The 12,350-nt window shown below is 68.2% G+C and carries 13 protein-coding genes and 1 tRNA gene; 13 read left to right on the top strand and 1 reads right to left on the bottom strand.

Features of this window, described 5'->3' with window-relative positions:
- Positions 1–4: 4 nt before the first annotated feature.
- The 9 genes from I5731_RS18030 (at position 5) to I5731_RS17990 (ending at position 6,647) form a co-directional block, all read left to right on the top strand.
- Entirely contained in the window at positions 5–586 is a 582-nt protein-coding gene (locus tag I5731_RS18030) for a DUF177 domain-containing protein (RefSeq protein WP_197312807.1), read from the top strand.
- A 138-nt stretch (positions 587–724) separates the two neighbouring features.
- The gene (plsX, locus tag I5731_RS18025; RefSeq protein WP_197312806.1) at positions 725–1,789 is read left to right on the top strand and encodes a phosphate acyltransferase PlsX; all 1,065 of its coding nucleotides are present in this window, start codon (positions 725–727) and stop codon (positions 1,787–1,789) included.
- Positions 1,786–2,763 carry a beta-ketoacyl-ACP synthase III gene (locus I5731_RS18020; protein ID WP_197312805.1) on the top strand — a complete coding sequence of 326 codons (978 nt, stop codon included), beginning with the start codon at positions 1,786–1,788 and terminating at the stop codon, positions 2,761–2,763. Before plsX ends, I5731_RS18020 begins: the two co-directional genes overlap by 4 nt.
- 166 nt (positions 2,764–2,929) lie before the next feature.
- Positions 2,930–3,253: an integration host factor subunit alpha gene (locus I5731_RS18015; RefSeq protein ID WP_197312804.1), complete on the top strand. Its 324-nt coding sequence runs from the start codon at positions 2,930–2,932 to the stop codon at positions 3,251–3,253.
- Between the two features lie 107 nt (positions 3,254–3,360).
- Complete coding sequence (locus I5731_RS18010; RefSeq protein WP_197312803.1) at positions 3,361–4,101, top strand: MerR family transcriptional regulator; 741 nt, start codon at positions 3,361–3,363, stop codon at positions 4,099–4,101.
- A 94-nt stretch (positions 4,102–4,195) separates the two neighbouring features.
- Positions 4,196–4,272, top strand: a tRNA-Pro gene (locus tag I5731_RS18005).
- A gap of 192 nt (positions 4,273–4,464) precedes the next feature.
- The gene (locus tag I5731_RS18000; RefSeq protein WP_197312802.1) at positions 4,465–4,869 is read left to right on the top strand and encodes a hypothetical protein; all 405 of its coding nucleotides are present in this window, start codon (positions 4,465–4,467) and stop codon (positions 4,867–4,869) included.
- Between the two features lie 185 nt (positions 4,870–5,054).
- Positions 5,055–5,267, top strand: a complete 213-nt coding sequence (locus I5731_RS17995; RefSeq protein ID WP_197312801.1) for a hypothetical protein — start codon at positions 5,055–5,057, stop codon at positions 5,265–5,267.
- A gap of 285 nt (positions 5,268–5,552) precedes the next feature.
- Positions 5,553–6,647, top strand: a complete 1,095-nt coding sequence (locus tag I5731_RS17990) for an acyltransferase family protein (RefSeq protein ID WP_197312800.1) — start codon at positions 5,553–5,555, stop codon at positions 6,645–6,647.
- Positions 6,648–6,677: 30 nt separating this feature from the next.
- Here I5731_RS17990 and phaC read toward each other — a convergent pair whose 3' ends face one another.
- Positions 6,678–8,495 (bottom strand): class I poly(R)-hydroxyalkanoic acid synthase, encoded by a 1,818-nt coding sequence (gene phaC, locus I5731_RS17985; RefSeq protein ID WP_197312799.1) that lies wholly within the window; start codon positions 8,493–8,495, stop codon positions 6,678–6,680.
- A 266-nt stretch (positions 8,496–8,761) separates the two neighbouring features.
- Here phaC and I5731_RS17980 point away from each other — a divergent pair, with 266 nt between their 5' ends.
- From I5731_RS17980 to I5731_RS17965, 4 genes are all read left to right on the top strand, one after another.
- Positions 8,762–9,115 (top strand): hypothetical protein, encoded by a 354-nt coding sequence (locus I5731_RS17980; RefSeq protein WP_197312798.1) that lies wholly within the window; start codon positions 8,762–8,764, stop codon positions 9,113–9,115.
- 177 nt (positions 9,116–9,292) lie between these two features.
- The gene (locus tag I5731_RS17975; RefSeq protein ID WP_197312797.1) at positions 9,293–10,510 is read left to right on the top strand and encodes an LL-diaminopimelate aminotransferase; all 1,218 of its coding nucleotides are present in this window, start codon (positions 9,293–9,295) and stop codon (positions 10,508–10,510) included.
- Between the two features lie 37 nt (positions 10,511–10,547).
- Positions 10,548–11,870 (top strand): homoserine dehydrogenase, encoded by a 1,323-nt coding sequence (locus I5731_RS17970; protein WP_197312796.1) that lies wholly within the window; start codon positions 10,548–10,550, stop codon positions 11,868–11,870.
- A gap of 150 nt (positions 11,871–12,020) precedes the next feature.
- Positions 12,021–12,317, top strand: coding sequence for a hypothetical protein (locus I5731_RS17965; protein ID WP_197312795.1), 297 nt, complete (start codon positions 12,021–12,023; stop codon positions 12,315–12,317).
- The last annotated feature ends 33 nt before the right edge of the window (positions 12,318–12,350 follow it).

Below are 12,350 nucleotides of genomic sequence, written 5' to 3'. Positions count from 1 at the left end.
CGCCATGACCGCCAACAGCACGGGCAGCAGCACGCCATCGCGGCCGCCGCAGTTTCCGTTCCGCCGTCCCTTCGCCATCGACGGCCTGCCGGCGCGCGGCACGCCCGTCGTGCTCACCGCCTCGGCCGAGGAGTTGGCGGCGCTCGCCGCCGACCTCGACATCCTCGGCCTCGAGGCGCTGAAGGCCGACCTCGTGGTGGCGCCGTGGCGCGCGAACGGCATCAAGATCACCGGCACGGTCCGGGCCCGCGCGACGCAGGCCTGCGTCGTGACGCTCGATCCGGTGGCGCAGGACATCGACGAGACCGTCGACCTGCGCATGCTGCCGGCGGCGGAAATCGAGCCGCAGGACGACGACGAGATCGAGATCGACGCCGAGGCGGCCGACCCGCCCGAGCCCTTCCACGGCGACAGCATCGACCTCGGCCACCTCGTCGCCGAGCACGTGGCGCTCGGCCTCGATCCCTATCCGCGCGCCCCGGGCGCCAGCTTCGAGCCGCGGATCGAGGATGACGGCACCGAGCCCGAGCGGCCGCATCCCTTCGCCGGCCTTGCGGCCTTGAAACGCGGCGACGACGAGCGCTGAATCGGCTACGGCACGCCGGATCCGCGTCGGAGCGGGTCCGCCGCGCGGGCGCGGGGTCTTGAGTCACGCCCGGAAGAGGGTATGTTCGCGGCGCTTCGAGGCGGCGGGATCGCAAGCAGAACTGGATCGCGGCAAGGCATGGCCCAGACGACGACTATCTCCGTCGATGCGATGGGGGGCGACCACGGCCCGACCGTCGTGATCGCCGGATGCGAACTGCTGGCGATCCGGCGACCGGACGTGCGCTTCCTGCTGTTCGGCGACGAGACGGCGGTCAAGGCGGTGCTCGCCGCGCATCCGCGGCTCGCCGGCAAGGCCGACGTGCGCCACTGCGAAGTCACTATCGCGATGGACGAAAAGCCGAGCCAGGCGCTGCGCAGCGGCCGCGGCCGCTCAAGCATGTGGCGCAGCGTCGAGGCGGTGAAGACCGGCGAGGCCGCCGTCGCGGTGTCGGCCGGCAACACCGGTGCGCTGATGGCGATGGCGAAATTCTGCCTTCGTCCGATGGCACACGTGCAGCGACCGGCGATCGCCGCGATCTGGCCGACGCTGCGCAGCGAATCCATCGTGCTCGACGTCGGCGCGACCATCGGCGCCGACGCGCAGCAACTGGTCGATTTCGCCGTCATGGGCGGAGCGATGGCGCGGGCGCTGTTCCACATCGACCGCCCCTCCGTCGGCCTGCTCAACATCGGCGTCGAGGAGGTCAAGGGCCTCGAGGAAGTGCGCAAGGCCGGCGCGATCCTGCGCGACACCCCGCTGCCCACCATCAGCTACGGCGGCTTCGTCGAGGGCGACGACATCGGCCAGGGCAAGGTCGACGTCGTCGTCACCGAGGGATTCGCCGGCAACATCGCGCTGAAGACGGCCGAGGGCACCGCCAAGCAGATCGGCACCTATCTGCGCGCCGCCATGGGGCGGACGCTGATGGCGCGCATCGGCTACATCTTCGCCCGCAGCGCCTTCGCCCGCCTGCGCGAGAAGATGGACCCGCGCAAGCTCAACGGCGGCGTCTTCCTCGGCCTCAACGGCATCGTCATCAAGAGCCACGGCGGCACCGACGCCGAAGGCTTTGCGAGCGCCCTCGACCTCGCTTACGAAATGGCCCGTTTCGACCTGATCGCCAGCATCGAGAAGGACCTCGGGCTCCATCACCGCGGCCCGAACGGCGAGGCCGACGCCGGGCATGAGAGGATCACGTGACAGTCACCCGTTCGGTCGTTGTCGGCACCGGAAGCTATCTCCCGGACCGAATCGTCACCAATGACGACCTCGCCAAGTTCGTCGACACCTCGGACGAGTGGATCGTGCAGCGGACAGGCATCCGCCAGCGCCACATCGTCGCCGAGGGGCAGGCGACGTCCGACCTCGCCGTCGCGGCCGCAACCCGCGCCATGGCCGCCGCCGGCGTCGGCCCGGACGACATCGACCTCGTCCTCGTCGCCACCTCGACCCCCGACAACACCTTTCCGGCCACCGCGACCCAGGTGCAGGCGAAGCTCGGCATCCTGCGCGGGGCGGCCTTCGACCTGCAGGCGGTCTGCTCGGGCTTCGTCTACGGCATGACCGTCGCCGACAGCCTGATCCGCACCGGCGTGGCGAAGCGGGCGCTGGTGATCGGCGCCGAGACCTTCTCGCGCCTGCTCGACTGGGAAGACCGCACCACCTGCGTGCTGTTCGGCGACGGCGCCGGCGCGGTCGTGCTCGAGGCCGCCGGCGGCGAGGGCACCATCGCCGACCGCGGCGTGCTGACTTCGCACCTGCGCGCCGACGGCCGGCACGGCGACAAGCTCTACGTCGACGGGGGGCCGTCCACGACCGGCACGGTCGGCCATCTCCGCATGGAGGGCCGCGAGGTCTACAAGTTCGCGGTCGGCGCCGTCACCGACGTGATCGAGGACGCCTTCGCCGCCGCCGGCATCACCGCCGACGACCTCGACTGGTTCGTGCCGCACCAGGCCAACCGCCGCATCATCGAGGCTTCGGCAAAGAAGCTCGGCATCGCGGCCGAGAAGACGGTGCTCACCGTCGACCGCCACGGCAACACCTCGGCCGCCTCGATCCCGCTGGCGCTCGACGCCGCGGTGCGCGACGGGCGCATCCAGCGCGGCCAGCTCGTGCTGCTCGAATCCATGGGCGGCGGTTTCACCTGGGGCGCGGTACTTGTGCGCTGGTGACGAAGATCGGGCCTCGCCTTCGCCCGATCGACCTCACGCTGCACTGCACCCCATGAGATTCGTCCTAGACGGTTGATTATGTTGACCGCGAGGGAGGGACGTCTTACCGTTCGCGGTCTCCAGGGGGCAGTCTGCCGGTCATTCGCACAAGGAAAGAGGGACGCACATGGGGGGGAGAACCGTCACGCGCGCCGACCTTTGCGAGGCCGTGTATCAGAAGGTCGGACTGTCGCGCGCCGAATCGGCCGAACTGGTGGAGGCCGTGCTTCGGGAAGTCTCCGATTGCCTGGTCTCCGGCGAATCCGTCAAGCTGTCGTCGTTCGGCACCTTCAGCGTCCGCTCGAAGACCGAGCGGGTCGGGCGCAACCCCAAGACCGGCGAGGAAGTGCCGATCCTTCCGCGACGCGTGCTCGTGTTCAAGCCGAGCAACGTGCTGAAGGATCACATCAACGGCGATCCGGTCGGCACCACCAAGGGCGGTGACGACTGACGCCACCCGCGAGCGCCGTCTCGGCCATCGGCCGGCCGACGGCCGGGCGTCCTGCCTGATACGGCGGACTGCCGCGAATCAACCCGCCTGCAATTCACGGTCAGTCATTGGACAAGGCACCCGACGCTTTCCGGACCATCAGCGAAGTTGCGGAGGAACTCGACCTTCCGCAGCACGTGCTGCGTTTCTGGGAAACCCGCTTTTCGCAGATCCGGCCGCTGAAGCGCGGCGGCGGGCGGCGCTACTATCGTCCGGACGACGTCGATCTGTTGCGCGGCATCCGCCATCTGCTCTACGGGCAGGGCTTTACAATCAAGGGTGTTCAGCGGATTCTGAAGGAGCAGGGCGTTCGCGCCGTGATGGAGGTCTGGCGGACGCCGGGTGGCACGCTGCCTGAGACGGTCTCGCCCGGTGCTCCTGACGAGGAGATCGCCCCGATGCCGCCGCGCGCCTCCGCCGATCCCCGCGACCCGCGCTTTCCCGCGCCGCAGCCGGACCCGGACGACGTTGATCCGGCGGATGCCCCGCGCGCCGCCGCGCCCTGGGCGCCCGACCCCGCCTACGAGCCGCAGCGCCCGCCGGTGCAGCGTCCGGCCGTCACCTCCGATTTCGTCGGCCCGCTGTTCGAATCGGGGCGCCCGCAACTGCCGGCGCTCGACGAGCCGCTGCCCGCCGGCATCCTGCCCGACGACGCCCCCGCCAAGACCGGCTTCCGCTTCATGGAGCGGCTGCGCGGCGGCGAAGCGCAGGGCGGCTCCGGATCGCTGTCGCGCGACGACATCCGCCGCCTGCAGTCGACGCTGTTCGAACTGCTAGAGTGCAAGCGCGTCCTCGACCAGACGCGCTGATTGCGGCCTCCGCCGCTTGTCCCGCACACGGCATGACGCCTCGCGGCGATTTCCTGTTGTCGCCGCCGTCGGAACCGGCTACATCCCTGCGCGTCGGAGCGTGGCGCAGCCTGGTAGCGCACTTGACTGGGGGTCAAGGGGTCGCAGGTTCGAATCCTGTCGCTCCGACCATATATTTGAAGGACTTAGCAACCGCCTCATCAGAACGGTTGCTGCGAGGCCCCGTCGAAGAGAGCGGGGCGTTCGCTGATTGCGAGACGTGGTGCGCAAAGGCGGTTTGGCTGGGGCGAACCCTCCATACTCACGGTTGCTGGGGTGCGATCATATAACTGCGGCCCCAGACCGATCTGGTGCGGAGGCACAATGATCACCGAAAGCGAGATCGCGCTTAGATGGTTGCCGCTTTCCGATCTTCCCGACGAACCATGTCAACACTGGAGAGTGCAGTCCGACAGCGATTTTGGCCTCATTGTGGAAGGCGATTTTTACGTCGGGCCCGATTTGAAAACCCTCAGGATCGAGTTTGAAAGGGTTCACGCATTTGCCGCTCATGACGACATGGGCGGCAGACACATGTTCGGGGCCGGCATCGAAATCCCCATGCTTGGTGGGACGGAGATCGCAAGGTGGCCCATGTTGAGAATTCAGAACTCGAAATGGCTGGTGGCAGTCGGCGTGAGTTCCGAAGAAAACTCGCATTTCGCCCTGCTCAGTTATGAATGCACCGTCGAGGTGATCGCGGGAGAGCCGGAAGTTCGGTGGAAGTAGGCGGCGTTCCGGCCGCCTCAGGGCCGCCCCAGCGGGAACGCACCTCCCCACCGCTCGTTCGCCCGCGATTTCAGCTCTTTGCCGGCTTCCGTTCGCGCCCGCTTGCCGCCGCATGCGGTTCGGCTATGCTCTGGCCATCCAGCCGGTCGCAGGACCAGAAGACTGGCGAGTCGAGGGAGAGACGCATGTTCGGACGACCGCTCGAAGGCAACCTCATCGAGAGCCTGGGTGTGATCGAGACGACCGAGAGCGACAACGTTCTCCGCTGGGACGGCCAGATGCTCTACGTCGAGCAGGACGTCTACCATAACGGCCAGCTCGTGCACCGCCGTTACAAGCGCCGGGTCACTAAGGATGTCGCGCGGGTTCTGCAGGACCTGATCGCGCCGCGATCCTGATCCGTCGGCGCTGTGCGCGGCAATCGGCTGACGACCCTGGCCGGAACAGGGTAAATCGTCGCGTGTTTCCGCAATTGAAGAAAATTTGAGTTAACTCTCGCGTGTAATTCCCGCCGCCTGCGACAGGATTGCGGATGCAATGCGGCGGCGGCGGGATTAGCGTTCCTCCGAGGTGCCATCGAGCCGCCGACGGATGTCCGTTGCCGGCACAGATGCACGCTGGCCGCGGGCTGATTGGCGCCCGCCCACGGTGGGAATGCAGCAGTGACGGCAAAATCACCCCGCGTGCGAAGCCTCGACGGCCTGCGCTTCCTGATGTGCCTCGGGATCGCGATCTATCATTATTCCGAGTACATCGCGCTCGCCCACGAAAGCGACCCGATCTACTATATCAGCCGATTTGCCTACTTCACCGACATCTTCTTCGTGATGTCCGGCTACTTCGTCGCGCGGTCTTACCGCGCCGAAAGCAAGACGCGCCCCGACCATGCGGGCTTCCTGATGCGCCGGCTGGCGCGGCTCTATCCGCTCTATGCGCTGTCGGTGCTGTTCTTCCTGCTGATCGGCTTTGCCTATTACGAGCACTGGGTCGATCTCGGCAATCCGTCCCGCTACGACCTGCACAACGCGGTCCCGCACCTGCTGCTGATCCAGAGCTGGGGCGTCGGCGGCTCGATGGCGCTCAACTATGCGGCCTGGTCGCTGAGCGTGCTCTGGCTCTGCTACCTGCTGCTGCCGCTGCTGATCCGCATCGCCGACCTGCCGCGCGGTCTCGTGTTCTGGCTGATCGCCGCCATGGTGATCGGCTTCGACGCCTACGGGCGCAGCGTCGTCGGTGCGCCGATCACTGATCTCAACGTGCACGAACTCGGCCTGCTGCGCGGCCTGCCGTCGGTGCTGTTCGGCATCGCGATCTCGCGCACGCATTTCGGCGAGGTCCGCCGCCCGGTGATCACCGCGGCGCTGGCCGGGCTGGCAGCCGTCATGTTCCTCGCGCCCGAACGCATCGACGGGGCAGGGCGGCTGCTGATGGTCTACAGCTTCTTCGTCGTCGTCGTGCTCGCCGACCGTGCCGCCATCTGGACCCCGCTCGCCGCCCGGATATTCGAGCCGCTGTCGCGCTACAGCTACGGCATCTACATCATCCACCCGATGGTCGGCACCGTGCTGCTGCGCTACCTCGGCCCGAAGGTGTTCGGCACGACGCTCGCCGGCACGCTGGCCGATGTCACGCTGGGCCTTTCGGTGGTGATGATCGGCGCGGTGATCTCCTACCGCCTGATCGAGCAGCCGGCGAACCGGGCGATCCTCGGCGCGTGGGAACGCCGGCGCGGCCGCGGCTTTGCGACCGAGCGCACGCCGCCGCGTCCGGCCGACTGAGGGTCGTCCTCGTCAAGGGGGGCGCGGTCGTCAGGCGCGGGTGCGCACGAAGCTGCCCGGCGCCGGCTCGATCGGATTGTAGCGGCCGCCGCCGATCCGGCGCGCCTTGGCCTCGCGGTCGTCGAGCGAGCGCAGCCAGCCGTCCCAGTCCGGCCACCAGCTGCCGGGGGTTTCCGTCGCGCCGGCGATCCAGCCGGCGAGGTCGCCGTCCGCCGGGCCGCCGCTCCAGAACTGATACTTCTTGCGCGCCGGCGGGTTGATCACCCCGGCGATGTGGCCGGAGCCGGCCATCACGAACTTCACCGGCCCGCCGAACAGCCGCGAGCCGAGGTAGACCGATTCCGCCGGCGCGATGTGGTCCTCGCGGGTGGCGAGGTTGTAGATCGGCACCGTCACCTTCGAGAGGTCCAGCCGCTCGCCGGCGACCTCGAGGATGCCCTTGGCGAGGTTGTTCTCGAGGTAGCAGTTGCGCAGGTAGAAGGAATGGTTCGCCGCCGGCATGCGCGTCGAATCCGAATTCCAGTAGAGCAGGTCGAACGGGAACGGCTCGCGGCCGCGCATGTAGTTGTTGATGAAATAGGGCCAGATCAGGTCGTTGGCGCGCAGCGAATTGAACGCCGACGCCATCTTCGAGCCCTCGAGATAGCCGCGGCTCGCCATGCGCTGCTCGAGGATACGGATCTGCTCCTCGTCGACGAACACCTTGAGGTCGCCGGCGTGGGTGAAGTCGACCTGCGTCGTGAACAGGGTGGCGCTCTTGATCCGGTCGTCGCCGGTCGCGGCGCACCAGGCGAGCGTCACCGCGAGCAGGGTGCCGCCGACGCAGTAGCCGACCGTGTTGACCTCGTTGGTCCGCGACACCTTGCAGGCGACGTCGACGCCGGTGAGGATGCCCTCGCGCATGTAGTGCTCGAAGCTCTTGGCCGCGAGCCGCTCGTCCGGGTTGACCCAGGAGATCACGAACACCGTGTGGCCCTGGTCGACCGCCCACTTGATCAGCGACTTTTCCGGGTTGAGGTCGAGCACGTAGAACTTGTTGATCCACGGCGGCACGATCAGCAGCGGGCGCTTCAGCACTTTCTCCGTCGTCGCCTCGTACTGGATGATCTGGCAGACCTCGTTCTCGAAGATCACGCTGCCGGGGGTCGTCGCGAGGTTCTCGCCGACCTTGAACGAGCCCGGATCGGACTGGCGGATGCGGAGTTCGCCCTTGCCGGCCTCGATGTCCTCGGCGAGCATCCGGAGCCCGCGCGCAAGGTTCTCGCCGTTGCTCGCCAGCGTCTCGCGAAGGAGCTCGGGATTGGTCATCACGAAGTTCGACGGCGACAGGGCGGCCGAGATCTGCCGGACGTAGAAGTCGGCCTTGTGCTGGATGTGCGGGTCGATCTCCTTCGCCTCGCTCACCATCTGCTCGGCCCAGCGGCTCGACAGCAGATAGGCCTGCTTCAGGAAATCGAAGAACTGGTTTTCCTTCCACTCGGCGTCGGCGAAGCGCTTGTCGCCGGGAGCCGGCTGCACGACGTCCTCGGCCGGCTCGCCGGTCGCGCGCCGCAACGACTGGGTCCAGAGGTCCATGAAGCCGTTCATCAACCGCGACTGTGCCTCGACGAGGCGGGCCGGATCGCGCAGCCAGTAGTCGCCGACGTGCGCCAGCGTCTTCACCACTTCGGCGATCTCGTCGGACAGCACGGCCTTGGCCTCGCCGCGTTCGCGCGGTTCGAGATAGGCTGCGGCCGCCTTGCCGGCAGCCTCGACGATCGCGGCGAGGTTGTGGGCGAACGCGTCTGGATTGTTGACCACGTAGCGGAGCAGCGGGCTTTCGGTCGAGCCGGTCTTGACGTCTGCCATCGTTTCCCCGGAGGCACTTGTGTTCTTTGTCGTCCAGTTTGCATGATACGCCCGGCGATCCAAGCCGGGAACGTTCCGCGGTGCCGGTAAATCGATCAGACCGCCGCACCCGCCCGGCGGCGCCGGCATGGCCACGGTTTAACGCGCCGGTTACTGTGCAGGTGCAGAATCACGGCGCGGTCGGCCTGCGCGCGCACGGCGCCGGCGAAGGCCGCCCGGGCTGTCGTCGCAAGGGATGCGCCGGGCGCCCGGCAGGGGATGCAAGCATGTGGACTGCACGGGTCGTCTCCTCTTTCGGCCGCCGGCTCGGCGGCGTCGCGGCGCTGGCAGCGGTGCTCGGCGCCTGCGCCAGCGGCCCGTCGGACTTCGCCGATTTCCCGGACATGATCGCCCCGCCGCAGCAGTCGCAGATCGTCACCAAGTCGCCTGAGCAGCTCGCGGCAACTCAGGACTCGCTGACGGCCGCCGCGCGCGGTCAGGCCGGCGCAGCGGCGCGGGCCGACGACGGGCTCGGCCCGGCGATGGCGCTGGCGGTGATTCGCCAGCAGCAGGAAGAGGAGGCCCGCCTCCTGCTCGAGCAGGCCGAGGGCCTCGCGCCCGTCGCCCCGGCCGGTCAGTAAGGCGGCCGGAGCGGCGCCTGAGACCAGGCCGGGCCTCACTTTCGACGTTTTGGAAACGACGATAGGCTCCGCCGGCGAAAATCGCGCCTCCCGAGGGAGGACGAACGATGTTAGACAGGCCGACCCGCACGAAGACAGACGCCTCCGCGCGGCCTTTTCACGCAACGGATCAAGACGATGGATGAGTTCCACAAGATCAAGCGGCTTCCGCCCTACGTTTTCGAGCAGGTCAACCGGCTGAAGGCGAGCGCGCGGGCCGCAGGAGCCGACATCGTCGACCTCGGCATGGGCAATCCGGACCAGCCGACGCCGAAGCATATCGTCGACAAGCTGATCGAGACGGTGCAGCGCCCGGATACGCACGGCTACTCCGCCTCGCGCGGCATCAGCGGGCTGCGCAAGGCGCAGGCGAACTATTACGGCCGCCGGTTCGGCGTGAAGCTCAATCCGGATACCCAGGTCGTCGCAACACTGGGCTCAAAGGAAGGCTTCGCCAACATGGCGCAGGCGATCACCGCGCCCGGCGACGTCATCATCTGCCCGAACCCGAGCTACCCGATCCACGCCTTCGGCTTCCTGATGGTCGGCGGCGTGATCCGTTCGGTGCCGGTCGAGCCGGGCCCGGAATTCTTCAGGGCGCTCGAGCGGGCCGTGCTGTTCTCGACGCCGAAGCCGATCGCGCTGATCCTCTGCTATCCGTCGAACCCGACCGCCTGCGTCGTCGACCTCGACTTCTACCGCGACGTCGTCGCCTTCGCGAAACGCCACGACATCTTCATCCTGTCCGACCTCGCCTATTCGGAGATCTACTTCGACACCACGCCGCCGCCGTCGGTGCTGCAGGTGCCGGGCGCGATGGACGTCTGCGTCGAGTTCACCTCGATGTCGAAGTCGTTCTCGATGGCCGGCTGGCGCATGGGCTTCGCCGTCGGCAACGAGCGGCTGATCGCCGCGCTGTCGCGGGTGAAATCCTACCTCGACTACGGCGCCTTCACGCCGATCCAGGTGGCGGCGACCGCGGCGCTCAACGGCTCGGAGGAGTGCATCAACGAGGTGCGCGCCGTCTACCGCCGCCGCCGCGACGTGCTGGTCGACAGCTTCGGCCGCGCCGGCTGGCAGATCCCGGTGCCGCAGGCCTCGATGTTCGCCTGGGTGCCGCTGCCCGAGAAGTTCCGCGAGATCGGCAGCCTCGAGTTCTCGAAGCTGCTGATCGAGAAGGCCGACGTCGCGGTCGCGCCGGGCATCGGCTTCGGCGAGCACGGCGACGGCTTCGTGCGCATCGCCCTCGTCGAGAACGAGCAGCGCATCCGCCAGGCGGCGCGCGGCATCCGCCGCTTCCTTGAAACGGCGGACGAAACCATGCACAACGTCATCCCGATCAGCGCCGCGCGCTGATCGGAAGCGTTGGTTTTTCAGGGTTTCAAGGGTTTTCATGCGCACTCCGCTCCGCCTGGGGCTGGCGGGCCTCGGCACCGTCGGCGCGTCCTTCTTTTCCCTCGTGGAACGGCAGGGCGGTCTCCTCGCCGCACGCGCCGGCCGTCCGATCGAGATCGTCGCGGTCTCGGCCCGCGACCGCAGCCGCGACCGCGGCCTCGACCTCGGCAAGGTGCGCTGGTTCGACGACCCGGCAGCACTCGCCGCCGACCCGGACATCGATCTCTTCGTCGAACTGATGGGCGGCGCCGGCGGCGCGGCGGAAGCCAGCGTCCGCGCGGCGCTCGCCGCCGGCAAGCCGGTGGTCACCGCCAACAAGGCGCTGCTCGCCGCCGCCGGCCTCGACCTCGCGCGCCTTGCCGAAGCGCAGGGCGTGGCGCTCGGTTACGAGGCGGCGGTCGCCGGCGGCATTCCGGTGATCAAGACGCTGAAGGAGTCGCTCGCCGGCAACGCGGTCAGCCGCGTTTATGGCATCCTCAACGGCACCTGCAACTACATCCTGACGCGCATGGAGCGCGAGCAGCTCTCCTTCGAGACCTGCCTCGCCGAAGCCCAGCGCCTCGGCTACGCCGAAGCCGACCCGACCTTCGACGTCGACGGCTTCGACACCGCGCACAAGCTGTCGATCCTCACCAGCATCGCCTTCGGCACCGAGATCGATGCCGGCGCGATCTATGTCGAGGGCATCCGCGAGATCACCCTCGCCGACATCGAAGCCGCCGACGAACTCGGCTACCGCATCAAGCTGCTCGGCGTCGCCCGGCGCACCGAGACCGGCATCGAGCAGCGCGTCCACCCGACGATGATGCCGAAATCCTCGCCGGTCGCGCGCACCGACGGCGTGCTCAACGCGGTCGCGATCGACGGCGACGTCGTCGGCGAGATCGTGCTGGTCGGCCCCGGCGCCGGCGGCAACGCGACCGCCTCGTCGGTGCTCGCCGATGTCGTCGACATCGCGCGCGGCCGCATCTCGCCGGTGTTCGCCACCCCGGCCGCCGACCTCGCGCCCTACGTCTCCGCCGGCATGCTGGCGCACGAGGGCGGCTATTACGTCCACCTCGACGTCGTCGACCGGCCCGGCGCCCTCGCCAGCATTGCCGGCCGCATGGCCGAAAAGGGCATCTCGCTCGAATCGATCGTCCAGCGCCGCCGCAAGCCGCGCGCCGAAGCCCCCGGCGCGGCGCGGCCGGAGGATCCGCAACCGGTGATCCTGATCACCTACGCGACCACCGAAGTGCAGATCCGCGACGCCCTGGCGGCGATCGAGGAAGACGGCCACACGGTTGCCCCGCCGCGCCTGATCCGGATCGAGGATCTCTGAAGCGGGCGTCGCCGCCCGGTTGGTCCGGCAACTGAAGAGAACTTTCAGTCCCTCCGCAAAAATCCGCCCCTCCTGTCCATGACCGGCTCGTGAGGGGACGGTCGCCATGGTGGCGCGCCTTCCGCTCCTTTGATCACCGGGGGGCGGGCCATGTGGTGGGTCAAGTTCGTCATTTGCGTCGTTGTCGACCTGCTCGACTTCTTTGTCGGTCGCCATGTCTTCCACGTGCCTCTGGCCGGGGAACTGGCGGGCACGGCGGTCACCGTCGCCCTGTTCGGGCCGGGCGGCTTTGCCTATGCGGTCGAGACGCTCGACACGACCGAGCAGATCGACGGCTACCTGCCGATGGCGTCGCTGATCGCGCTCGCCCATCGCCGTGACCCGGTCGCGTCGCAGTCGTTCTTCCATCCGGCCATCGTCGCGAGGCTGCCCCGGATATCGCTCTGATCGCGAGCCCCTCCCGCACCCGGGTTGCGGTAC

Source organism: Methylobrevis albus, assembly GCF_015904235.1.
Lineage (GTDB): Bacteria > Pseudomonadota > Alphaproteobacteria > Rhizobiales > Pleomorphomonadaceae > Methylobrevis_A > Methylobrevis_A albus.
This window is presented reverse-complemented; position numbering and strand designations above follow the sequence as displayed.

Bases quoted from the DNA above. Each gene is read 5' to 3' on its own strand.
- I5731_RS18030 (WP_197312807.1), top strand. From the start codon at position 5: ATGACCGCCAACAGCACGGGCAGCAGCACGCCATCGCGGCCGCCGCAG.
- plsX (WP_197312806.1), top strand. From the start codon at position 725: ATGGCCCAGACGACGACTATCTCCGTCGATGCGATGGGGGGCGACCAC.
- I5731_RS18015 (WP_197312804.1), top strand. From the start codon at position 2,930: ATGGGGGGGAGAACCGTCACGCGCGCCGACCTTTGCGAGGCCGTGTAT.
- I5731_RS18000 (WP_197312802.1), top strand. From the start codon at position 4,465: ATGATCACCGAAAGCGAGATCGCGCTTAGATGGTTGCCGCTTTCCGAT.
- I5731_RS17995 (WP_197312801.1), top strand. From the start codon at position 5,055: ATGTTCGGACGACCGCTCGAAGGCAACCTCATCGAGAGCCTGGGTGTG.
- phaC (WP_197312799.1), bottom strand. From the start codon at position 8,495: ATGGCAGACGTCAAGACCGGCTCGACCGAAAGCCCGCTGCTCCGCTAC.
- I5731_RS17980 (WP_197312798.1), top strand. From the start codon at position 8,762: ATGTGGACTGCACGGGTCGTCTCCTCTTTCGGCCGCCGGCTCGGCGGC.
- I5731_RS17975 (WP_197312797.1), top strand. From the start codon at position 9,293: ATGGATGAGTTCCACAAGATCAAGCGGCTTCCGCCCTACGTTTTCGAG.
- I5731_RS17970 (WP_197312796.1), top strand. From the start codon at position 10,548: ATGCGCACTCCGCTCCGCCTGGGGCTGGCGGGCCTCGGCACCGTCGGC.
- I5731_RS17965 (WP_197312795.1), top strand. From the start codon at position 12,021: ATGTGGTGGGTCAAGTTCGTCATTTGCGTCGTTGTCGACCTGCTCGAC.